Origin of the sequence: Candidatus Palauibacter scopulicola, assembly GCF_947581915.1 — a bacterium.
In the GTDB taxonomy this organism is placed as follows: domain Bacteria; phylum Gemmatimonadota; class Gemmatimonadetes; order Palauibacterales; family Palauibacteraceae; genus Palauibacter; species Palauibacter scopulicola.
Window position 1 is genome coordinate 231,661 of record NZ_CANPWG010000065.1, and the last position, 22,591, is coordinate 254,251.

Annotated in this window: 20 protein-coding genes, 2 tRNA genes and 1 rRNA gene; 16 read left to right on the forward strand and 7 right to left on the reverse strand. The window is 69.0% G+C overall.

Translation table 11 applies throughout. The annotated features are described in order from the left end of the window. The first annotated feature begins 62 nt into the window (after positions 1–62). The 9 genes from RN743_RS13675 (at position 63) to RN743_RS13715 (ending at position 7,229) form a co-directional block, all read left to right on the forward strand. The gene (locus RN743_RS13675) at positions 63–923 is read left to right on the forward strand and encodes a carboxypeptidase regulatory-like domain-containing protein (protein ID WP_310780632.1); all 861 of its coding nucleotides are present in this window, start codon (positions 63–65) and stop codon (positions 921–923) included. Between the two features lie 90 nt (positions 924–1,013). After that, the gene (gene coxB / locus RN743_RS13680) at positions 1,014–1,685 is read left to right on the forward strand and encodes a cytochrome c oxidase subunit II (protein ID WP_310780634.1); all 672 of its coding nucleotides are present in this window, start codon (positions 1,014–1,016) and stop codon (positions 1,683–1,685) included. Between the two features lie 15 nt (positions 1,686–1,700). Further along, positions 1,701–3,467, forward strand: coding sequence for a cbb3-type cytochrome c oxidase subunit I (locus RN743_RS13685; protein WP_310780637.1), 1,767 nt, complete (start codon positions 1,701–1,703; stop codon positions 3,465–3,467). Positions 3,468–3,491: 24 nt separating this feature from the next. Further along, a complete protein-coding gene (locus tag RN743_RS13690; RefSeq protein ID WP_310780639.1) occupies positions 3,492–4,106 on the forward strand; it encodes a cytochrome c oxidase subunit 3 in 615 nt (204 codons plus the stop codon). A gap of 42 nt (positions 4,107–4,148) precedes the next feature. Further along, positions 4,149–4,454 (forward strand): cytochrome C oxidase subunit IV family protein, encoded by a 306-nt coding sequence (locus RN743_RS13695; protein ID WP_310780641.1) that lies wholly within the window; start codon positions 4,149–4,151, stop codon positions 4,452–4,454. 13 nt (positions 4,455–4,467) lie between these two features. Next, the gene (cyoE, locus tag RN743_RS13700; protein ID WP_310780643.1) at positions 4,468–5,388 is read left to right on the forward strand and encodes a heme o synthase; all 921 of its coding nucleotides are present in this window, start codon (positions 4,468–4,470) and stop codon (positions 5,386–5,388) included. Between the two features lie 5 nt (positions 5,389–5,393). Continuing rightward, positions 5,394–5,636: a hypothetical protein gene (locus RN743_RS13705; protein WP_310780645.1), complete on the forward strand. Its 243-nt coding sequence runs from the start codon at positions 5,394–5,396 to the stop codon at positions 5,634–5,636. 4 nt (positions 5,637–5,640) lie between these two features. Continuing rightward, on the forward strand, positions 5,641–6,603 hold the full coding sequence (locus RN743_RS13710) for a hypothetical protein (protein WP_310780647.1): 963 nt from the start codon (positions 5,641–5,643) through the stop codon (positions 6,601–6,603). Beyond that, positions 6,591–7,229, forward strand: coding sequence for a non-canonical purine NTP pyrophosphatase (locus RN743_RS13715; RefSeq protein ID WP_310780649.1), 639 nt, complete (start codon positions 6,591–6,593; stop codon positions 7,227–7,229). The genes RN743_RS13710 and RN743_RS13715 overlap by 13 nt, the downstream gene beginning before the upstream one ends. Before the next feature lie 16 nt (positions 7,230–7,245). Here the strand turns inward: RN743_RS13715 and RN743_RS13720 are convergent. Beyond that, positions 7,246–7,319 (reverse strand) — tRNA-Pro (locus RN743_RS13720). 57 nt (positions 7,320–7,376) lie between these two features. Here RN743_RS13720 and RN743_RS13725 point away from each other — a divergent pair. Genes RN743_RS13725 through RN743_RS13745 form a run of 5 tightly spaced genes read left to right on the forward strand, consistent with a single transcriptional unit; the run spans position 7,377 to position 14,180 of the window. Then, positions 7,377–10,580: a HEAT repeat domain-containing protein gene (locus RN743_RS13725; RefSeq protein ID WP_310780651.1), complete on the forward strand. Its 3,204-nt coding sequence runs from the start codon at positions 7,377–7,379 to the stop codon at positions 10,578–10,580. Between the two features lie 6 nt (positions 10,581–10,586). Next, positions 10,587–11,072, forward strand: a complete 486-nt coding sequence (locus RN743_RS13730; protein ID WP_310780653.1) for a response regulator — start codon at positions 10,587–10,589, stop codon at positions 11,070–11,072. Beyond that, entirely contained in the window at positions 11,069–11,866 is a 798-nt protein-coding gene (locus RN743_RS13735; protein ID WP_310780655.1) for an ATP-binding protein, read from the forward strand. The genes RN743_RS13730 and RN743_RS13735 overlap by 4 nt, the downstream gene beginning before the upstream one ends. Continuing rightward, entirely contained in the window at positions 11,863–12,861 is a 999-nt protein-coding gene (locus RN743_RS13740; protein WP_310780658.1) for a hypothetical protein, read from the forward strand. The genes RN743_RS13735 and RN743_RS13740 overlap by 4 nt, the downstream gene beginning before the upstream one ends. Before the next feature lie 14 nt (positions 12,862–12,875). Further along, on the forward strand, positions 12,876–14,180 hold the full coding sequence (locus tag RN743_RS13745) for a metallophosphoesterase (protein WP_310780660.1): 1,305 nt from the start codon (positions 12,876–12,878) through the stop codon (positions 14,178–14,180). A gap of 70 nt (positions 14,181–14,250) precedes the next feature. Here the strand turns inward: RN743_RS13745 and hutI are convergent, their stop codons facing one another. The 6 genes from hutI to RN743_RS13775 are packed head-to-tail and all read right to left on the reverse strand — an operon-like array spanning position 14,251 to position 21,126. Further along, a complete protein-coding gene (gene hutI, locus RN743_RS13750) occupies positions 14,251–15,483 on the reverse strand; it encodes an imidazolonepropionase (RefSeq protein ID WP_310780662.1) in 1,233 nt (410 codons plus the stop codon). A gap of 16 nt (positions 15,484–15,499) precedes the next feature. After that, positions 15,500–17,158 carry a urocanate hydratase gene (gene hutU / locus RN743_RS13755; RefSeq protein WP_310780663.1) on the reverse strand — a complete coding sequence of 553 codons (1,659 nt, stop codon included), beginning with the start codon at positions 17,156–17,158 and terminating at the stop codon, positions 15,500–15,502. Then, the gene (gene ftcD, locus RN743_RS13760) at positions 17,155–18,087 is read right to left on the reverse strand and encodes a glutamate formimidoyltransferase (protein WP_310780675.1); all 933 of its coding nucleotides are present in this window, start codon (positions 18,085–18,087) and stop codon (positions 17,155–17,157) included. The genes hutU and ftcD overlap by 4 nt, the downstream gene beginning before the upstream one ends. Next, the gene (gene hutH / locus RN743_RS13765) at positions 18,066–19,685 is read right to left on the reverse strand and encodes a histidine ammonia-lyase (RefSeq protein ID WP_310780665.1); all 1,620 of its coding nucleotides are present in this window, start codon (positions 19,683–19,685) and stop codon (positions 18,066–18,068) included. Before hutH ends, ftcD begins: the two co-directional genes overlap by 22 nt. Then, a complete protein-coding gene (locus RN743_RS13770; RefSeq protein ID WP_310780667.1) occupies positions 19,682–20,527 on the reverse strand; it encodes a chlorite dismutase family protein in 846 nt (281 codons plus the stop codon). Before RN743_RS13770 ends, hutH begins: the two co-directional genes overlap by 4 nt. After that, positions 20,524–21,126: an NINE protein gene (locus RN743_RS13775; RefSeq protein WP_310780669.1), complete on the reverse strand. Its 603-nt coding sequence runs from the start codon at positions 21,124–21,126 to the stop codon at positions 20,524–20,526. Before RN743_RS13775 ends, RN743_RS13770 begins: the two co-directional genes overlap by 4 nt. 247 nt (positions 21,127–21,373) lie before the next feature. Between RN743_RS13775 and RN743_RS13780 the strand changes: the two genes are divergently transcribed. Next, positions 21,374–21,447, forward strand: a tRNA-His gene (locus tag RN743_RS13780). A gap of 316 nt (positions 21,448–21,763) precedes the next feature. Continuing rightward, a 16S ribosomal RNA gene (locus RN743_RS13785) occupies positions 21,764–22,591 on the forward strand; the annotation flags it as partial.

Here is a 22,591-nt window from a genome sequence, read left to right on the forward strand (position 1 = left end):
AGCAACGGGGAAGGGCTCTCAACAGCCGATAGCGCAACAGCTTTCAGTACGGAGGTAAGTCAATGCGATCGCATTTCTGGAACCGCTCGGCCGCCCTCATGGCCGTCGCGGCGATGGCCGCCTGTGGCGGCGGCGATGGTGGTTCGTCGGAAGCGGCGGACGACGCGGGCGAAGCGGCGCCGGCCGCCGCCGCGGTAGACCCATCGACCGTCGGCACCATAGCGGGCATGGCCAACTTCGGCGGGATGGTCCCGACGATGGAGTCCATCGACATGTCGGCCGAGGCGGATTGCGCCGCCGGCTACGGCGCGGAAGGGCCCATGGCCCAGAGCGTCCTCGTGTCCGAAGGCGGCCTCGCCAACGTGTTCGTCTACCTGAGCGAGGGTGTCTCCGGCGCGCCGGCCGCGTCCGGCGCCGCGGAGCTCGACCAGGTGAACTGCCGCTACACGCCGCACGTGCTCGGCGTGCAGAGCGGTCAGGACATCGAGATCTCGAACAGCGACAACCTGCTCCACAACATCAACGCCACCCCGACCGAGAACCGCGGCTTCAACATCAGCCAGCCCCGCGCGGGGATCACGAGCACGCAGCGCTTCCAGGTGGCGGAAGTGATGGTGCCCGTGCGCTGTGACGTGCACGGCTGGATGCAGGCGTACATCGGCGTCGTCGACCACCCGTACTTCGCGGTGACGGGCGCCGACGGGAGGTTCTCGATCGCCAATGTTCCCGCCGGCGACTACACGATGACGGCGTGGCACGAGGAGTTCGGTACGCAGACGGCGAGCGTGACCGTTACGGCGGGAGAGATGGCCGTGGCCACGTTCGACTACAACGCCGAGATGATGGGCGCCGAGGTCCCCATGGGCGACGCGCTCGTGCTCGAGCACGGTACGAACCGCATCCGGGTGGAGCGCACCCAGTAACTCCGGGGGCGGGACCCGGCGGCCGAACCGCCGCCCGGTCCCGCTCGCCTTCCCGTTCACCCGAAGGGCTCACCTGGAAGGAGATCGCTCGTGGATTGGGCGCTGCCCCCGAACTATTCGACATTCGGCGTCGTGATCGACCAGCTGTTCTGGATCATCCTCGTCATCACCGGCATCGCGTTCCTCCTCGTGGAGGGCGGGATCGTCTGGTTCTGCATCAAGTACCGGGGACGTGAGGGAGCCAGGGCGCACTACACGCACGGATCGAACCGGCTGGAGATCATCTGGACGGTGATCCCCGCGATCATCATCGCGGTCCTCGGCGCGTACTCCGCCGTCGTGTGGAACGACATCAAGGGGAGTTCCAACCGCCCCGCGGACGCGCTCGAATTCCTCGTCGTCGGCAAGCAGTTCGAGTGGAACATCACCTACCCCGGGGTCGACGAGACGCTGGGAACGGCGGACGATTTCACCGTCCGCAACCAGTTTCACTTCCCGGTGAACGAGGACATCACGATCCTCCTTGAGTCCGAGGATGTGATCCACTCCTTCTTCATCCCGGAACTCCGCGTGAAGCAGGACGCGGTGCCCGGCATGACCATCCCGGTGTGGTTCGACGCGACCCAGACCGGGAACTTCGAGATCGCGTGCGCCGAACTCTGTGGCCTCGGCCACTACTACATGATGGCGAGCGTGACCGTGCACAGCGCGGCGGACTTCGACGCCTGGCAGGCCAGCCAGGCGCCGGCCGCCGCCCAGTGATCGAGAAAGGCTGATATGGCGACGATCGTAGCGGAGGCGACCGGGCAGGCGATCCTGCACGAGGAGCACGAGCAGTCCTTCCTGCGCAAGTACATCTTCTCGACCGACCACAAGGTCATCGCGATCCAGTTCCTGATCTACACGCTGTTCTTCCTCATGATCGGCGGACTGCTCGCGATGCTCATGCGCTACCAGATCGCGTGGCCGGCGCGGGGCGAGTTGCCGCTGGGCGGCATCTTCCCCGAGAGCATGGTCGCGAGCGGGTACATCCTGCCGGAGTTCTACAACGCGCTCGTCACGATGCACGGCTCGGTGATGGTCTTCCTCGCCATCATGCCGATGCTCGTCGGGGTGTGGGCGAACTACCTCATCCCGCTCCAACTGGGCACGCACGACATGGCGTTCCCGCGGCTCAACATGCTCTCCTTCTGGGCCATGGTGCCCGCGGGCATCCTCACGCTGGCCAGCTTCTTCGTCGTCGGAGGCGCGGCGGGGGCCGGCTGGACCCTGTACGCGCCGCTCAGCGCCCGTCCCGACCTTACGGGCGTCGGGCTGGGGCAGGTCCTGTGGCTGGCGGCGCTCGTCTTCATCGGGCTCTCCTCGATTCTCGGATCGGTGAACTACATCACCACGACGATCAACATGCGCGCCCCCGGCATGACCTGGATGCGCATGCCGCTGACCATCTGGTCGCTGTTCATCACGGCCATCCTCGCGCTGCTCGCGATGCCCGTCCTGTCCGCGGCCGGGATCATGCTCATCTTCGACCAGACGATCGGTACGAGCTTCTTCCTCCCGGAGGGCGGCGGACAGCCGCTCCTCTGGCAGCACCTGTTCTGGTTCTTCGGCCACCCCGAGGTCTACATCCTCATCCTCCCCGCCATGGGCTTCACCTCCGAGATCCTCTCCGTGGGGTCGCGGAAGCCGGTGTTCGGCTACAAGGCGATGGTGCTCGCGCTCGTGTCGATCGCCTTCCTCGGCTTCATCGTGTGGGGCCACCACATGTTCCAGAGCGGGATGAACCCGATGCTGGGGCTCACCTTCACGGTCTCGACGCTCTTCATCGCCGTCCCCTCGGCGATCAAGACGTTCAACTGGATGGGCACGATGTGGCGCGGCAACCTCCAGCTCCACTCGGCCATGCTGTTCGCGATCGGGTTCGTGGCGATGTTCGCGATCGGCGGCCTGTCGGGCGTCTTCATGGCCTCCACGCCGGTCGACATCTACATCCACGACACGTACTTCATCGTGGCCCACATCCACTACGTGCTCTTCGGAGGAAGCCTGTTCGCGCTCTTCGGGGCGATCTACTTCTGGTATCCGAAGATGTTCGGCCGGATGATGAACGAGACGATGGGCAAGATCCACTTCTGGCTCACTTTCGTCTTCTTCAACCTGGTCTTCTTCCCGATGCACGGCGTGGGGATGGTGGGGATGATGCGGCGCATCTACGACTCCACCGGCTACGCGCACCTGCAGGGCATCGAGGACACGAACGCGATCATCACGTGGGCGGCGTTCGGGCTCTTCGCGTCCGGCTTCCTGTTCGCGTTCAACTTCTTCTGGAGCCTGAAGAAGGGGAGAAAAGCCGGGGCGAATCCGTGGGACGCGACGACGCTGGAGTGGCAGACGCCCTCGCCGCCCAAGCACGGCAACTGGGAGGAAATCCCGGTCGTCTACCACGGTCCGCACGAGTACAGCCACCCCGATGTGGAGGACAAGGACTGGCTGGCGCAGAACGAACGGCCGGACGTCGTGAGCCCGGCCCCCGGCAGCCACTAAACCGCATGGAAGGGAACTGACGAGATGGCACACGCCGCGACCGCAGGCCGGGTCCCTGAGCGAGGACTCGATGTCTACACCCAGAAGGTGGGAATGTGGGTGTTTCTGTGCTCGGAGGTGATGTTCTTCGCGGGCCTCATCGGCTCGTACGTCGTGCTCCGGTTCGGGGCCGCCGACACGTGGGCGGAACCCGGGGATGTGTTGAATGTCCCGATAACCGCCTTCAACACCTTCCTCCTCATCTGCAGTTCGGTGACGATGGTGAAGGCCTTCGCGGCCGCGCAGATGGGGGACCAGCGCGGGATCAAGCTCTGGTTGCTGTCGACGACCCTGCTCGGGGCCACCTTCCTGGGCGTGCAGGTCTACGAGTACATCGAGCTCGTGCTGCACCAGTCCTGGGAGGGGAGCCACGGGTTCACGCCGGCCGCGGGACTGTACGGGGCCACGTTCTTCACCATGACGGGCTTTCACGGCTTCCACGTCCTGCTCGGCGTGATCTGCCTTGCGTGGGCCACGATCCGCGCCTGGCGGGGTCACTGGGGAGCGGACAACACGCACGGGATCGAGGTGCTCGGCCTCTACTGGCACTTCGTCGACCTCGTGTGGATCATCCTGTTTACGATCGTCTATCTCATCTAGGCGGCGTCCGGCAACTGCGGTCGGGAGATATGGAGCGAACGAATGAGTGAAGCCGGAGGACACGCGGCGAGCGCCGCGGACGATCACGCGCACGAGCATCCGAAGTACATGCTCATCTGGCTGTACCTGGCCATTCTCACGATCCTCGAGGTGCTGGTGGCGTTCCTGGCGATCCCGAAGTGGATGATCGTGGTGTCGCTGCTCATCATGGCCGTCTGGAAGGCGCTGCTCGTCGCGCTCTACTACATGCACCTGAAATTTGAACCCAACCGCTTGCGGCTGGTGGCGCTGGCGCCGCTCCCGGCGGTGGCCATCATGATCATCGCGATCATGATGGAGTACGTGTAGGCGCGACCCCGCCGTGGAGGCCGGCAGCCTGCTGAAGGCCCGCATCCCGCTCGGCGGGATGTCGCGGAGGGTCCACGCGCTTCGCGGGGCGCTTCCCGCATATCTGGAGCTCACGAAGCCGCGCATCACGGCGCTCGTCGTCGTGAGCGCGGCCGCCGGTTTTCTTCTGGGCGCGGCGAGCTTCGACTTCGCCCTCTTCGCGCAGGCCATGGCCGGCGTTGCGCTTGTCGCCTCCGGGACGAGCGCGATGAACCAGGTGCTGGAGCGGGACGTCGACGCGCTCATGGGGCGCACCCGCGCGCGGCCCCTGCCGGCCGGCCGGATCGCGGCGCCCCCGGCCGCGGCCTTCTCCGGCGTCCTGGCCGCAGCGGGTATCGTCTGGCTGTGGATCGCGGTCAATCCGCTCACCGCGGGCCTCGCGCTCGCCACCTTCATCTCCTACGACTTCGTCTACACGCCGCTCAAGCGCGTGCACTCGCTCTCCACCGTCGTGGGCGCGGTGCCCGGGGCCCTGCCCATTCTCGGCGGCTGGACCGCCGCCACCGGACAGCTCGGTCCCGGCGGCTGGGCGCTGTTCGCCATCCTCTTCGTCTGGCAGTTGCCGCACTTCCTCGCGCTGGCGTGGCTGCTCCGCGACGACTACGAGGCGGCGGGGCTTCGCATGCTCTCGGTCGGCGATTTCGAGGGCCGGCGGACGCGCCACCAGGCGCTGCTCTACGCGCTGACGCTGATTCCGGTGAGCCTGCTCCCGAGCGTACTCGACCTCACCGGCGTCGCCTACTTCGCGGTGGCGCTTGGCCTCGGCGGCTTCTTCGTGTGGACCGCGTTCCGCTTCGCCCGTGCCGCGACGCCGGCGAACGCCCGGGGTTTGTTCCGGGCCTCGATCCTGTATCTTCCACTGCTCATGGCGGTACTCGTCCTCGACAAGCTGTAGCAGCCGTGCCGAAACCCCTCGCCGTCCTCGCGGCGGCCCCGCAGATGCAGCATACGCCCGACGAACAGGCGGGATACGTCCTGATGTTCGTGTTCATGGCGGCGATGCCCTACCTGCTTCTCGTCGTGATCGGGGGCGGCATTTTCCGGGCGCGCCGCCGGCAACGCCAGCGGGAGGTCGAGCGAGCCCTGGAGGAGCAGCGCAAGTGGGAGGCGGCCCACGCCGTCGACCCGGACTCGGCGCTCTGAGGCCGTGCTGACGCTCAGGCGCAGGATCCGGGCCGGGCTCGTCGGGGGGCTGCTGGGCGGGTTCGTCCTCGCGGTGCTCTTCTACTTCTACGACCTCGGACAGGGGACCCCGCTTCAGACGCCCGCCTTCCTCTGGGGGGCGATCATCAGCCGTGCCGAGGTCGAGGTGTCGGCCGGGATCATCGTGGGCTTCACCCTCATCCACTTCACGGCGTGGGCCGGGCTCGGGATGCTGGCCGCGGCGCTCGTCCAGTGGGCGGGCGTGCCGCGCAATGTATTCATCGGCGCGCTGTACGGGCTCTTCGTGTGCTCGCTCGCCTTCTACATCGGACTCATCCGGGCGCCCTCCGGACTCGTGATGTCCGCGCCGGGATGGCCGGCCGTCTTCTTCGGGAACGCGCTGGCCGGAGTCGTCATGTTCACGCACATGCACTGGGTGAGTTCCGAACCCGGCATCGTGGGGATGATGAACTTCCTCCAGACGCACCGCGTCACGCGGCACGGAATCTACGCAGGGGTCCTCGGCGCGCTCGTCGTCGCGTGCTGGTTCCTCATCATCGACACCATTCTGAGACAGCCACTCTACACGCCGGCGGCGCTGGCGACGGTCCTCTTCCGCGGCGCCCCCACCCCGGCTGCGGTCGAGATCTCCTTCGCGCCCGTCCTCGGCTACACGCTGGCCCACTTCGCCTTTTTCGTGCTGTTCGGCGTCGCGGTCTCCGGCCTCGCGAGACAGGTGTCCAGGTTCCCGCCGCTGGCCCTCGGCATCATCGTGCTGTTCGTCGTCTTCGAGGTCTTCTTCGTCGCGATGGTCGCGATGCTGGGCGGCTGGATCCTCGATGAACTCGCCTGGTGGTCGATCCTGATCGGGAACATTCTCGCGGCGCTCGTCATGGGCGGATACCTGTGGAAGGTCTACCCGGAGTTCGCGGAGAGTCTCACGGCGGAGAGCCTTTGGGCGGACTGAATCCGCCCCCGGTCCTCGTCGCCACGCGCAGCGCCCACAAACTCCGCGAAATCCGCGGACTCCTCGCCGACCTTCCCGTCCGGTTGCTCGGCCCGGAGGATCTCGGCCTTCGCGAGCACGAGGAAGAGAACGACCTCGAGCCCTTCGACACCTTCGCGCGCAACGCCCTGTCCAAGGCGAAGTACTTCCACCGCCGGTCCGGCCTCCCCGTGCTCGCGGACGATTCGGGCCTTTGCGTGGACGCCCTCGGAGGCGGCCCGGGCGTGCGCACCCGGCGCTTCGCCCCGCCCGACCGCGTCGAGCGCTGGGGGCGGGACGAAGCGAACAACCGCTGGCTCCTCCATCGGATGGAAGGCGTGGACGCGGGCCGCCGCAGGGCGCACTATCGTTGCGCGGTCGCGCTCACGGACGATCTGCGCCACGAAGTCGTGGAGGGCATCGTGCACGGCCGGATCGCGCGCCGGCCGAGCGGTTCGGGAGGCTTCGGCTACGACCCGCTCTTCGTGCCGGAGGGCCACGACCGCACCTACGCGGAACTGCCCGCCGTGGTGAAGACGGCGACGAGCCACCGTGCGAGGGCGATCCGGCAAGCCAGGGGATGGATCGAAAGGGAAGTGCTGCGGTGACCTCGCCGACGTTCAATCGGGGCGGCCGGATTTGAACCGGCGACCCCCTGCTCCCAAAGCAGGTGCGCTACCGGACTGCGCCACGCCCCGAAGCCCCGAAAGATGGACCGCGCGGGAGGTCGAAGCCACCCCGGCGCCGGAGGGCACGTGAAGTTCCGCGGGGTCTTCGCGCGAAGGGCGGGGGCGGGGAAGCTGTTCGCCATGATGGGGCTGGCGGCGCTCGTCCTCTTCGTCATCGGCATCCTGCGCCCGCTGCGCAGTGCCTTCGCGCTCTCCGGGCTCGCGGCGGGCGATTTCTACCAGGTGTACTTCATCAGCGCGGCGGTCGTGGTCGTCGCCCCGTTCTACAACTTCCTCTCGGACCGGATATCGTGGCGCCGCCTCATCCCCCTGACGGCGGCGTTCTTCGCCCTCAGCATGGTTGCCTTCCGCCTCCTCTACCGGCCGGGGGAGGCGTGGTTCGGGCTGGTCTTCTACGGGTGGTACGACGTGCTGGCGGCCTCGCTCGTCACGCACTTCTACATCGCGACGCAGGTCTTCTACAACGCGCGCGACGCGAAACGCGCCTATCCCATCGTCATCGCCTCGGGTTCGGCCGGGGCCACGCTGGGGGCGCTCCTCACGACCGTCTTCACGTCGGGCGGAGGGCCGTCGGAGAATCTGCTTCTCGTGGCGGGCGCCGCCCTTCTCGCGCTGGCGGGAGGCCTCGCCCTCGTCTGGTCGCGGGAGCCGCCGGAGCCGCCATCGGAGTACGCGCACGCGGAAGATCCCGAACTCGAGCGCAGCGACCTGAGGCGCATGGCCGCACACCCGCAGGTGCGGCTCATCGCGGCCACCGTGCTGCTGACCATCGTCGTCAAGCAGTTCATCGACTACCAGTACAACACGCTCACGCGAGAGGTCTTCACCGATCTGGGCGCGATCGCCGGCTTCCTGGCCTTCGTCGATGTGCTCACGCAGTGGCTTCCGATCGTGGTCCTCCTCGCACTGCGTCCGGTCCTGCGCCGCTGGGGGGCGGCGGTGGCCGTCATCATCTTCCCCGTGGCCGTGATCCTCGCGACCGGAGCGCTCGCCGCCGCGGTGTGGCTGTCCACCGCCGCGCTCGCCGTCGCCGTCGGGGCCCGGACGACGGAGAAGACGTTCCGGTATTCCGCCGAGCGCACGGGCCGCGAGATCCTCTATGTCCCCGTCCCCGAGGACATCAAGCTCAAGGCGAAGTCGTACATCGACGTGGCGGTGGAGAAGGGGCTGGGGAAGGCGCTCTCCGGCGTACTCATCGCCATCCCCTCGCTCGCGCTCGCCGGCGTTTCGATCATGGGCCGGCTCATCATCCTCGGGGTCGTCGGCGTGGCGCTGGCGGGCGTCCTGCTGCTCGCCTTCCTCAGGGTGCGAAAGTCGTACGTCACGAGTCTCGCGCAATCCTTCGAGGGGCGCTTCGCGAGCCTGCGCGGGACCTTCGTGTCGATGGAGGATGCGGGCGCGCTCGCGCTCGCGCGGGACGCGCTCGGGGACGAGCGGCCGCTGAAGGTCGCGTTCGCCTTCGACGTACTGCGCGGCGCCACGCCGGAGGACATCGAGGCGCTCTCCCCGGAGTTGTACCGCCTCCTCGAACACGACAACCCCGGCCTGCGGGCGAGAGCGTTGCGATCCCTGACGCGCGCCCCCGGGCTCTCGAACGAGGAGGCCGTGCGGGCCCGGCTCGAGGATCCGGATGCCGCCGTGCGGCGCGCCGCAGTTCGCCTTCTCGCCCTGAGGGCGGCGCCGCGCGCCCGCGATGTCCTCATCCCGCTCCTCGACTCGGAGTCGACGAACGCCCGCTCGGCCGCGCTCGACTGCCTGTTCAGTGACTTCGGCGCCGCGCGAGCCGAGCGCATCGCGACCCCCCGCTTCGAACACCTGCTGCGGGAACACGAGCGGGGGGCGCTCGACGAATCCGGCGCGCGCGAGCTGGCGATGGCGGCAGGCCTCGTCCCCGGTCATCCCGCGGTGGAGCGCATCCTCCTCGAACTCATCTCCGATCCCCGCGAAGAGGTTGCGGCGGCGGCCGTGCGCAGCGCATCCCGGCTTCCGCAACCGGCTCTCGTGCAGGCGGCGATCGCGTCGCTGGCGACCCCACGCACGCGGAGCGCGGCGCGCGACGGCCTCGCGCGACGGGGAGAGGAGATCGTCAAACCGCTGCTCGCGGCGCTTGCCGACCCGACTGGCGATCCGTGGGTACGCCGAGGCGTGGCGAGCGTGCTGGGGGAGATCGCGACGCCGGCGACGATCGACGCATTGATCACGTCCTATCTGCTGCCGGAAACCGAACAGGCGCTCGACGACCAGGCCCTCGTCTCGCTCCACCGGCTGCGCACGGGGCACGATCACCTCACTTTCCCGGTGGAGAGGGTGCTCGAGGCCGTGGAGCGCGAGGTCGAGGCATCGCGCCGCTACCGCCGCGCCGCCACCGCGCTCGAGGGCGTGACGGCGTCGATGCCCCGGACGCTGCTCCTCCGGGCGCTCGACGAGGCGAGTAGGGACCGGCGGGCGAGTGCCTTCCGGTGGCTCGGGCTCGTATATCCCGAACAACCGATGCGGCGCAGCTACCTGGCCCTCGAGAGCGGGGACCCGCGCCGCCGGGCGAACGCGCTGGAATGGATCGAGACCACGGTCGGGCACCGCACGTTCTCGGACCTCAGGCCGGTGCTCGCGGAGGAGGCGCCCCAGGGGGCCGCGCCCGAGCCGGAGGAGGTGCTGCGGGAGCTATGGGACGATGAGGACGCCTGGATCGCGAGGTGCGCGCTCTGGACATCCTTCGAGACGGACCGCGCGGCGACGGGAGAGGCCCTCCGCGGTTTCGCGCCGGCGGAGCCGGCGCTGGCCCGGGTGGCCAGCCGGATCGCACGACGGGCGGAGGACCCCGCGCGGGAGTCGGGGGACGAACGAGACGAGGAAGAGATGGAACTGATCGAAAAGGTGTTCCGCCTGCAGAGCGTGGATCTCCTCTCGGGCGTGGAGAGCCGGCAACTCGCGCTCCTCGCCTCGATCGCGAGAGAGGTCGAGGTGCGGCCGGACGCCATCTTCATCCGCAGGGGGGAGCCGACGGACGCCCTCTATCTCGTGATCCACGGCGAGGTTTCGCTCGAGGGGGAGGGAGAAGGATCGATCTCCATCACGGACGGAGAGGCGTTCGGGACGTGGGCGCTGATCGACGAACACCCGAGTCTCGTCGAGGCGCGCGCCGTCGAGCCCACCCGCGTGCTGCGCATCACCCGCGAGGACTTTCGAGACCTCCTCATCGACCACCCGGAACTCGGCCTCGACCTGCTCCGCGGTCTCGCGAGTCGCGTTCGCGGCCTGGCGGTGGCATGATCCGACATGGATGAGATCAAGCCGGACGGCGGCACCGTGATGGTCGTCGACGACGAGGACATGGTCGTGGACGCCATCCAGGGGTTCCTGGAATTGGAGACGGACCACCTCGTGCTCCCGTTCACCTCCGCGCGGGACGCGCTCGCCCACCTGGAAGAGGAGCCGGTCCACGCGATCGTGGCCGACCTCATGATGCCCGAACTCGACGGGGTGCAGTTCCTGACACGGGCCCGCCGGATGAGGCCGGAAGCGACCCGGATCCTGCTCACGGGCTACGCCGACAAGGAAAACGCCATCCTCGCCATCAACGAGGCGGGGCTCTACCAGTACCTCGAGAAGCCGTGGAACAACGACGCGCTGGCCTTCGCCATCCGCAACGGGGTCGAGCGAAGCCTCCTCTTCCGCGCGCTGACCGAACGCATCGCCGAACTCGAGGCGGCCAACGACGAACTCGCTGGTCTCCGGCAGCGCTGGATACAGGCCTTTCTGTGAGCGGGCCTGCACTTGAGCCGACGGCCCGCGAGATCACGCAGGCCCGACTCGCGACGCTCGGCATGCTCGTCGCGGGAATCGCACACGAACTCAACACGCCGCTGGGCGCGCTGAACAGCAACCACCACGTCATCGAGCGCGCGCTCCTCAAGTTAGGGAAGATCCTCGAAGACGAGGTCGTCACGCCGGACGAACTCGACGAGGTCCGGCGGGTGGTGCGGGCCACGGAGTCGGTGCTGCGAACGAACGGCATCGCGGTGGAACGCATGGTGAGCCTCGTACGGAACCTGCGGAACTTCGGGCGGCCCACGACGTCCGAGCCTCGTCCCGTGGACCTTCACGAGGGCATCGAGGGCACGCTGGCGCTTCTCGGACACGAGCTGAGGGAGATCGAGGTCGTCCGCGACTTCGGGGACCTCCCGCTCGTCGTGTGCCATCCGAACCGGATCAACCAGGTGTTCATGAACCTCGTGCACAACGCGGCCCAGGCCATGCAGGGTGGCGGCGTGCTCACAATCCGAACGCGCGCGGAAGGGGACCACGCGCACGTCCGCGTCGCCGACACGGGCCGGGGCATCCCGCCCGACGTCATCGAGGAGATTTTCGAGCCCGGCTTCACGACCAAGGGCGAGCGGATCGGGATGGGTCTGGGTCTCGCGATCACGCTCCAGATCGTACACCAGCACGGAGGAGACATCTCGGTCGAGAGCGAACCGGGACGCGGGACGACGTTCGACGTGCATCTCCCGCTTCGGCAGCCTACGGGTCCCGCACGGAAGGAGGCCTCGGAATGATGCGACGCACCGATCCGTTACGCGCCCTGGTCCTCGTCGCTGCGGTAGTCGCCGTTGCGGCGCCGGTCCCGGCGACCGCGCAGGACGCCAATTTCCTGCTCCCCATCGCCGAGATCGAACAGATCCTCCGCGAGGGCGACATGCAGGTCCTCGACGTACGCCCGTCCCGCGGTCTTCCCGGCGAGCGCACGTATCGCGTCACGCTGCAGTCCGGCGACCACGTGCTCCAGGTCAAGTACGCCCCGGCCACCGAGGGCGCGGACGAGTTCAACAACCAGCCACGCTACGAACTGGCGGCCTACGGCGTCCAGGCCCTCTTCCTCGACGAGCGGGAGATGGTCGTCCCGCCGACCGCGATCCGTGCGTTCCCCATCGACGTCGTCCGGGAGACGGTCGCCCGAACGGGAGACACGGCCATGCCTCCTGAACCGACGTTCGGCGAGTGGCCGATGACCCTCGTCGCGCTCCAGTACTGGATGTTCAACGTCGATCTGCCCGAGGAACTGCCCGACGAAGACCGGATCGAGGAGGACGAGGTCTACGAGCGTCTGGTCGGGAACTTCAACCTCCTGACGTACATCATCCGCCACAGCGACTCGAACGAGGGGAACTTCGTGCAGTCGTTGGATCCCGCGTGGCCGCGCGTGTTCAGCGTCGACAACGGCGTGGCGTTCGCGAGCGAGCCGAGCAACCGCGGTACGCAGTGGCGCAACCTGCGCCTCGACCGCTACCCCGCTTCCGCCATCGACCGGCTGCGCGGCCTCTCCCTCGAGGAGCTGCAGTCGCGGCTCGGGATCCTCGTGGAGCTCGAGCTGCGGGACGGAAACTTCGTGGAGGTGGAGCCGACGGAGAATCTCGACCCCGGCCGCGGGGTCCGGCGCGACGCGGAGCGGATCCAGCTCGGCCTGACGGAGCGGGAGATAGGGGCCATGCACGGGCGCATCGTCCGTCTGCTGGAGCGGGTCGATGACGGCCGCTACGAGTTGATCCCCTGAGAATCCCGCGTCGGATGTCCGTGCTGCTGGGCTGTGCCGTCGCCGCCGCGGGAGCGGGGTGGTCCGGCACCTCCGCGCCCGCTTCCGGAGACGCGACTTCGCCGGCCGGCTCCCCCGCGCAACCGGGGCAGCCCGGTTGGCACGTCGCGGGGGAGTACGGACTCTACGTCGCCTTCGCCGGCCCCGGCATCGAGGTGCGCTGGCTGACCGAGGAGGAGCGGCCCGGCCTGGTGCGGGCGATCGTCGATGGCCGGGTGGTCGATGAGCGGACGACGGAGCCGGGATACGCGCACGCGGCTCGCCTGCGGGTACGGGCGCCCGAAGTCACCCTCGAATACGGAGCTGAGCCTCCGGACGCCGACGGCCGGGCCGCGCCGCTTCACCGAACCCGGATCTGGGCGGAGCCCCCACCGCCGGAAGTCGACCTCGCGGGCCGCGACTCGGTGTTCGTGTTCGGCGACGTGCACGGCGAATTCGACCGGGTCATCTCGCTGCTCGGCCTGGCCGGCCTGATCGACGCGGAAGGGCGCTGGACGGGCGGCGGCGCCGCGGTCGCCTTTCTCGGCGACCTGTTCGACCGGGGAAACGACGTGACCCGCCTCCTCTGGTTCGTTTACGGTCTGGAACGGGAGGCCATGGCGGCCGGCGGCCGGGTCATCACGCTCCTTGGCAATCATGAAGCGATGGTCCTGTCCGGCGACCTACGCTACGTGGCGCCGAAGGAACAGACGATCGGCGAGCTGCACGGCATCTCCTACGAGACGCTGTTCGATCCGGAGAGGTCTGTCCTCGGCGGCTGGATCGCGGCCAAGCCGGGGCTCGTTCGACTGGAGGACGTGCTGTTCGCTCATGGGGGCGTGAGTCCGGCATTTGTCGACTCGTCGCTCGAGGAGTACCAGGACACCCTGGAGACCTTCATCGCGGAACCGCTGTTCACGAGATGGCGGGACGAAGCGTTCCTCCGCGAATACGTGCGTGAAGCCCGGCTCGATACCGCCCAGATCTATCGCCGCTACGACTTCTTCTTCGGACCGGAGAGCGTGCTCTGGTATCGGGATCTCGTGCTCACCGATACGCTCGGGGCCCACCTCGATGCCGTTCTGGAGCGCTTCGGAGCCGACACGCACGTCGTCGGACACACGCCCGTGCCCACGATCCGCGAGAGCTACGGGGGCAAGCTCATCGCGGCAGACCTGCTCGACGCCGCCACCGAGATGCTCCACCTCACCCGTCGGCGGGACGGCGGATGGAACCGTACCGTCATCAGGCTTGACGGGGGCACCGTCAAGCTCGACTCGGCCGCGCCCCCCGGCCTCTGACCTCGCGCCGCCGGCCGTCGCCGCTCGAACGCAGCGGGGTTCGAACGCAGCGAGGCTGTGCCACGGACTGCTAGGCCTCGCGGAGAACTCCGTGTCGGACCTCGCCGCCGACCGCCGTGGCGATGCACGCGTTGGGCCGCAGATGGTAGAGCCAGTGCTCCACGTCCGGGGCATCGATGACCGCGAAGTCCGCCGCGGCGCCCGGTTCCAGCGACCCCACTTCACCTTCGCGGCCCAGGGCGCGGGCCGCGTAGCGCGTCGCGCCCTTGAGCACTTCGGCGGGCGTCATCCGCTGTCGCGTGCACGCCAGCGTCATGGCGAAGGGAAGGTGCCAGGACGGGGCCGTGCCGGGGTTGAAGTCGCTGGCGACCGCCACCGCGACGCCGCCCTCGATGAGCGCCCGGGCCGGGGGCGGCGCCTGGTTCAGATAGAGGGTGGCGAGGGGGAGCGTGACCGCGACGACGCCGGCCGCCGCGAGCGCCCCGATCCCGGCCTCCGACACGTACTCCAGGTGGTCCGCCGACACGGCACCGAGTGACGCGGCGAGTTCGGCCCCGCCACCCCCGGAGAGCTGATCCACGTGGAGTTTCGGCCGCAGCCCCAGCTCGGATCCCCGTTCGCAGATCCGCCGGGCCTCGTCGGCGGAGAAAGCGGAGTCCTCGACGAACACATCGCAGAACTCGGCCAACCCCTCCTCGGCCACGGCGGGCAGGATCCGCTCCGTGATGAGCTTCACATAGCCCGCCCGGTCCGCCGCCCATTCCGGAGGGACGACGTGCGCGGCGAGGCACGTCGCGACGACCCGCGCCGGTCCCATCTCGCCGAGCCGGCGGTACACCCGCAGGAGCCGGAGTTCCGTCTCGAGGTCCAGTCCGTACCCGCTCTTCGCCTCTACGGTCGTGATCCCGACGGACACCATCGCGGAAAGGAACTCGTGCGCCCGGGTGAGAAGCGCCTCCTCGTCGAGCGCGCGCGTGGCTCGCACGGTGGACGCGATCCCGCCGCCCGCCGCGGCGATCTCCAGGTAGCCGCGGCCCCGGATTCGGTCGGAGAACTCGCCCGCCCGCCAGCCGCCGAAGGCGAGATGGGTGTGCGCGTCCACGAGTCCGGGAATGACGAGCCCTCCGCCGGCGTCCCGGGCGGGCTCCGCCTCGTATTCCGCCGGCAGCGCCGCGGCCGGCCCGGTCCAGCGCACGGCCCCATCGCGCCACACGAGTCCGGCGTCCCGGATGATCCCGATGTCGTCCTGGCCGGCGGGGCTCGCGCAGGTGGCGAGGCAGCCGATGTTCGCGAGGCGCGGCATGGCGGAGAGCGGGCGGTTACTCGAGCATGGGAAGGTCGACCCCGCGCTCGCGGGCCGTGCGGATCGCCTCCGGATACCCCGCGTCGGCGTGCCGCATGACGCCGGTCCCCGGATCCGCCGTGAGCACCCGCTCCAGCCGCCGGCTGCCCGATTCCGTCCCGTCGGCGACGCACACCATGCCCGCGTGCGTGGAATACCCGATGCCCACGCCGCCCCCGTTGTGGATCGAAACCCAGCTTGCCCCGCAGGCGGTGTTGAGCATGGCGTTGAGCAGCGGCCAGTCGGCGATCGCGTCGGAGCCGTCCCGCATGCCCTCCGTCTCCCGGTTCGGCGAAGCCACGGAGCCGGTGTCGAGATGGTCGCGCCCAATCACGATGGGCGCCCGCACCCGTCCCGTCTTCACCAGCCAGTTGAAGCGCTCGCCCATCTCCGCGCGCTCGCCGTATTCGAGCCAGCAGATGCGGGAGGGGAGGCCCTGGAAGCGGACCCGCTCGCGCGCCTGGCGGATCCAACGGCCCAGCGCCTCCTTCTCGGGGAAGGTTTCGAGGACGGCGGCGTCCGTCGCCGCGATATCCCCGGGGTCACCGGAGAGGGCGGCCCAGCGGAAGGGTCCCGCGCCCCGGCAGAAGAGGGGTCGAATGAAGGCCGGCACGAAGCCCGGAATGTCGAAGGCCTCCGACATCCCGCGCAGGTCGGCGACCTGGCCGCGGAGGTTGTTCCCGTAGTCGAACGCGACCGCCCCCCTCTCCCTGAGCGCGAGCATGGCCGACACGTGCGCCACCATCGAATCGAGGACCCGCTCGACGTAGCCGTCCGGGTCCGAGGCGCTCATGGTCTCGGCCGCTTCCACGGACAGGCCCGCGGGGATGTAGCCGAGGCGAAGGTCGTGCGCCGAGGTCTGGTCCGTGAGCACGTCGGGCACAACGCCGCCCGCCGCGAGCGCCGGCAGGACTTCGGCGATGTTCCCGAGCAGGGCTACGGAAAGCGCCTCTCGCCGGTCCACGGCGGTGGTGAGCCACTCCAGCGCCTCGTCCAGATCCGTCGCCATGCGGTCGCAGTAGCCCGTGTCGAGGCGGCGGCGAATCCGGTCCTCCCGGACCTCGACGCCGAGGAAAGCCCCTCCATTCATCGTCGCGGCGAGCGGCTGGGCACCCCCCATTCCGCCCAGTCCGGCGGTCACAACAAACCGTCCCGCGAGGGAGCCCCCGAAGTGCTGCCGCGCGAGTTCCGCGAACGTCTCGTACGTCCCCTGGAGGATGCCCTGGGTGCCGATGTAGATCCACGAACCCGCGGTCATCTGCCCGTACATCGTCAGCCCCAGCGCATCGAGGCGCCGGAACTCGTCGATATCTCCCCAGCGGGGTACGAGGTGGGCGTTCGCGATGAGGACGCGCGGCGCTTCGTCGTGGGTGCGGAATACGCCGACCGGCTTTCCGCTCTGGACGAGGAGGGTCTCGTCGTTCTCGAGCCGCCGCAGCGTCTCCACGATCTTCGCGTACGCGGTCCAGTCGCGCGCCGCCTTCCCCGCGCCCCCGTACACGATGAGGTCGCCGGGACGCTCCGCCACGTCCGGGTCGAGGTTGTTCATGAGCATCCGGAGGGCCGCCTCCTGGTGCCATCCCCTGCAGGAGAGCGTCGTTCCCCTCGGCGCCCGGATCGGTCCGGCCGGTTTCATACCTCTCCTCCCGCTTCGGCGTCTCCGGTCCCCGGCAGCTCCAATATCTGGTCCGGTGCGAGATCCGCGTCCAGCCGCGGATCGAGGCCGCGAATCGCCCCGGCGGGCACCGGGCCGATGAACTCGCACCCCGCGAGGGCCACGCCCTCCGCCCGCGCGCGCTCGGCGACCCGCTCGTACACCGGTTCGATCCCGGTCGCCTCGTGGCGGGTCAGGTTCATGGACACCTGCGTCAGCCCCCGTCGCCGGAGCGGGATTCCGAGCGCCCGGACATGCCGGAGCCCGCCGCCCGACTCCCGGATCGCCGCCGCGATGCGCCGGGCCGGTCCCGGGTCCACCGTGTCGAGGTTCACGTTGAAACGCACGAGCGGCTGTCGCACACCGACGGCGACGGCGCCCAGCGACGGGTGAGGCGCCGGAGGGCCGAGGTCCGGCCTCCACTCGGGGCTGGACAGTTTCCCGGCCAGACCCTCGAACTGCCCGGACCGGATGCCGGGAAGGGAAGTCCGCCCCGCGATCGTCGCCGCCCGTTCGTAGAAGAAGACCGGGACGCCACGTTCAGCCGCCCACTCGCCGAAGGACCGGGATGCTCCGAGAGCCTCGCCCTCGGGACAGCCGGGACCGCGCACGAAGGGAACGACATCCAGCGCGCCGATGCGGGGGTGCCGGCCCCGGTGCCGCCGGAGGTCCACCTCCGCGTACACGGCCGCCGCGAGCGCGATCGTCGCGCGGACGACGTCCGCCGGGGCTCCCCGGTAGGCGAGCACCATGCGGTGGTGGTCCGGATCGGCCGACCTGTGGAGGAACTCGACGCCGCGGCTTCCCTCGACCGCGGCCGTGAAGCGGGCCATCCTGTGCGGATCGCGTCCCTCGCTCACGTTGGGCTCGCAGAGGAGCCACCCCGGGCTCAGAGCGGCGCGGGAGGCCAGAGATCGCCCAGGGCGTCGGCCGCGGCCCGTTCCAGCGTCCCATCGCCGATGGCCGCCTCCAGGCGCGCGATGTCCTCCGCCAGGGAGCGGTCCTCGATGACCGGCGGCACGAAGCCGCGGACGGCCTCGTAAACGGCCCGCGTGCCGGCGCCCAGCCGGTCCGGCCCCCCGGGGCGGAGATAGACCGCCTGGGCGGCGCCGAGCAGTTCGATCGCGAGCACCGTGCGCGTGTTGTCGAGGATCTCATGCGTGTGCCGGGCCGCGTTGGCCCCCATGCTCACGTGGTCCTCCTGGTTCGCGCTCGTCGGGATCGAGTCGACGGAGTCCGGGTGCGCGAGCGTCTTGTTGTCGGATACGAGCGCCGCCCCCGTGTACTGGAGCGACATCAGGCCCCCGTGCAGCCCCGGCGACTCCACGAGCATGGCGGGCAGCCCCGCGGAGAGTTCCGGCGTCAGCATGCGAAACATCCGGCGATCCGACAGGCTTGCGATGTCCGCGAGCGCGATCCCTACCGTGTCGAGCCACAGCGCCGGTCCGGCGCCATGAAAATTCCCGCCCGAAACGACCTCGCCCGGACTCCGTCCGGCGGCGGGGAAGACCAGCGGGTTGTCCGACACGGCATTGAGCGACGCTTCCACGCGCCCCCACAGGAATCCGACCATGTCGTGAACCGGACCGACGATCTGGGGCGTGCAGCGCAGGCTGTAGGCATCCTGGACCCGGTCGGCGTCCGCATCGACGAGTCCGCTCCCCGAAAGGAGCGATCGGAGTCTCGCCGCGGTTCCGATCTGGCCCGGCTGGTTGTTCGCCTCGTGCAGCGCCGGCTTCAGCGCGGCCGAACGGGCCAGCAACGCCTCGAAGCTCAGCGCCGCCGCCAACTCCGCGTGCAGGAGCAGATGTCGCGCGTCGTGGAGCTGCAGCGCGGCGCCCGCGACCATCATCGTCGTGCCGTTCGTCAGCGCCAGTCCCTCCTTGGCCTCCAGGCGCGGGCGGGGGACCCCCGCGGCGGCCATCGCGCTCGCCCCGTCCATACGGCGCCCTTCGAACCACGCCTCGCCGCTGAACGCCGATGGCCCCTCGCCCTCGCCGGCGCCCCGCTCCGGGCCCGGTGAACGGGTCGCGACCGCCGCCATGTGCGCGAGGGGGGCGAGATCGCCGCTCGCCCCGAGCGAACCCTTGCCCGGCACGACGGGCGTGACGCCCCTGTTCAGCATGCGGACCAGCGTGTCGATGATCACCGGTCGCACACCCGAAGCACCGAGGGCGAGCGAGTTCGCCCGCACGAGCAGCATCGCCCGCGCCCAGTCCTCCGGCAGCGGGGAACCCGTCCCCGTCGCACACTTGAGGATCAGGTTCCACGACAGCCGGGCCGCATCTGGCGGCGCGATGCGGGTTCCCGCGAGCGATCCGTAGCCTGTCGTGATCCCGTAGATCCGGGCCCCCGGCCGAGCCAGCGCCTCCTCCACCGCTAACCGGCTTGCCTCCACCCGTTCTCGTGCGCCCTCATCGAGTTCCCGGACCTTCGCGCCGCCGCGCGCCACGGCGACGACGTCGGGAATCGTGAGCTCCCGGGAGAGCGTGACGGCTGCCGCGCTCATCGCGCCGCCACCGACGAAAGCAGTCTCTCGAACTCCCCGCCGGCCATCCGCTTGCCGACGGTGAAGGGGCCGAACTCCGCGTACTCCGCGCTCGCCGCGTCGTAGCGCATCTCGCCGATGATGGCCTTGAACTCCAGCGGATCCGCCGCCCACAGCGTCACCGCCCACTCCCAGTCGTCCAGGCCCATCGATCCGCTGATCACCTGGACGATCCGGCCCGCGAAGCGCCGTCCCAGCCTCCCGTGCGCCGCCATCAGCTCCGCCCGCTTCTCCAGCGGAAGCGTGTACCAGTTCTGCCCCGGGTTGCGCCGCTTGTCCATCGGATAGGTGCAGACGTACGGCATGTGCTCCGGCTGTCTCGGCTCGAGCCGGCGCCGCACGTACCCCTTGCGCCGCTCCGCCGCGAGGGCGTCTGCCAGGGCGGCGTCCCACGCCTCGCGGTCCTCCGGGTCGATCCGACCGGAGAGCTCCCGGGTCAGGGAGTAGAGACCCAATTCCACCACGGACAGGTACTCCTCGCGGACAAGGACGTGATCGCCCCAGGCGGAGAGCTTCATTTCGCGCGCCGCTTCAATGAGGCGGTCGAACGTGTCCCGGAAATGGAGGATGAGAAAATCGATCCCGCTCCCCGCGACGCGGTAGACGCCGGACCAGCCGGGCTCCGCTCCGGTGGACCACTTCTCGGCCCGCGCGGCGAAGCTCCTCAGCGCCTCCCGGGCTTCCGCCGGATCCGCACCGCCGAGGCCGGTCCAGTCGAGTTCGATCGATTGATGAAGGACGTACCACCCCTCGAGGGAGGCGGGCGGGAGTTCGGAGGCATGCGGGAGCGGACGGCTCGTCACTTGAACGGGCCGGCCAATCCCGGGAAACGGTACACGATCACGCCGCTGTCGGCGGCGTTGTCCACGTCCACATGCCCCTTGACAACCATTTCCCGCAGGGCTTCCTCCACCTCTTCGAAGCTGAGGCCCGTGGCCAGGACGCCCTGTGTCACCGTCAGCAGTCCGCCGTTCGCCTGCGCGGCCTTCAGCAGGATCTGTTGCCGGGTATCCGCCTTCGTGAGCTGCCGCGACGGGCCGGAGGGCTCGGCGGCCGCGGCGAGTCGCGGGTGCGGCAGATACCCGTCGCGGATGTTCGCCGTTCGCACGAGGCGTTTCATGCGGAAGAGGTCGAAGAACTGACCGATGCCGAAGAGACCGAAGGTGAGCAGCCAAATGATGCCCGTGGCGTACATGCCGAGGTAGAAGCGGTGGATCCCGGCCGCTCCGACGAACAGGCAACACCAGAGAGCGAAGCCGACCCCGTTCGAATACCGGTCACCGGTGTCGGGCGCCGGTTCGGCCGGCGGCTGGGAGGGAGCCGCGACGAGTGGCACGACGGCGTACGGAGGCGCCGGGCCCTCGGGGCCACCGCGGCCGGGTTCGTTGGGCTGTTCGGTCATCGTTCGCTCGTACGCGCCGGTCACTCCGGAGGTTTCCTGGCGGCCCGCGGCAACAGCCCGCCGCGTTCGAGCGGCGTTGATGCGGGGTTTGCCACGGGCTGCGAGCCACAGAGAGGCACGTTACAACGGAGACCGCACCGCCGCACCCTGCCCCGGCGCGCGAGGCCCAGGGCGGCGACTCGCAAGGGGCACGCCTTTCCTCTAGATTGTCCCGCTCGCAGCCCCGCGACGGGGCGCGAACGACGTGGTGGGCGTAGCTCAGGTGGTCAGAGCGCCAGGTTGTGGCCCTGGAGGTCGCGGGTTCGAATCCCGTCGCTCACCCCTCCGCATTCCCCTCGTCTCCCGGGGCGATCTCCGAGCCGCTCGCGGGACATTGACAAGCTGCCCGCGGTTGGGTAGCCTTGGGGTCCTCGCGGGAGGGCGTGTGCCCTTCCGCGATGCTTTTTGACAAGAAGGTGTGAGTGACTTGTGGGCCCGATCGAGAGCCATGGGCATCACTTCTCGTGGCTCGATGGGAAACCAAAGTGATTTCCGAACGTGAAGCCCCGACGGTCCTGCGACCGGACGGGGTGCTCTGCGTTCAACCAGGTCTCGAGTGCCGGCCCGGCTTCGGCCGAGCGCACTCAAACCAAATTCTCATATGGAGAGTTTGATCCTGGCTCAGGACGAACGCTGGCGGCGTGCCTTACACATGCAAGTCGTGCGAGAACGGTTCCTTCGGGAACTCAGTAGAGCGGCGAACGGGTGAGTAATACGTGAGCGATCTGCCCGAGGGTGGGGGATACCCCAGGGAAACCTGGACCAATACCGCGTACAGCGTCGGGAGTGGATGCCCGACGTGAAAGCCGGCCTCTTCACAATGCTGGCGCCTTCGGATGAGCTCGCGGCCTATCAGCTTGTTGGTGGGGTAACGGCCTACCAAGGCGATGACGGGTAGCTGACGTGAGAGCGTGATCAGCCACATTGGGACTGAGACACGGCCCAGACTCCTACGGGAGGCAGCAGTGGGGAATATTGCGCAATGGGCGAAAGCCTGACGCAGCGACGCCGCGTGGGGGAGGAAGGCCCTAGGGTTGTAAACCCCTGTCAGGTGGGACGAACACCTTGTCGGATAACACCCGGCAAGACTGACGGTACCACCAGAGGAAGCTCCGGCTAACTCCGTGCCAGCAGCCGCGGTAATACGGAGGGAGCGAGCGTTGTTCGGAATTACTGGGCGTAAAGGGCGCGTAGGCGGCCTCGTAAGTCGGGTGTGAAATGCCGGGGCTCAACCCCGTGCACTGCACCCGATACTGCATGGCTAGAGAAAGGTAGAGGCGAGCGGAATTCCCGGTGTAGCGGTGGAATGCGTAGATATCGGGAAGAACATCTGCGGCGAAGGCGGCTCGCTGGGCCTTTTCTGACGCTGAAGCGCGAAAGCGTGGGGAGCAAACAGGATTAGATACCCTGGTAGTCCACGCCGTAA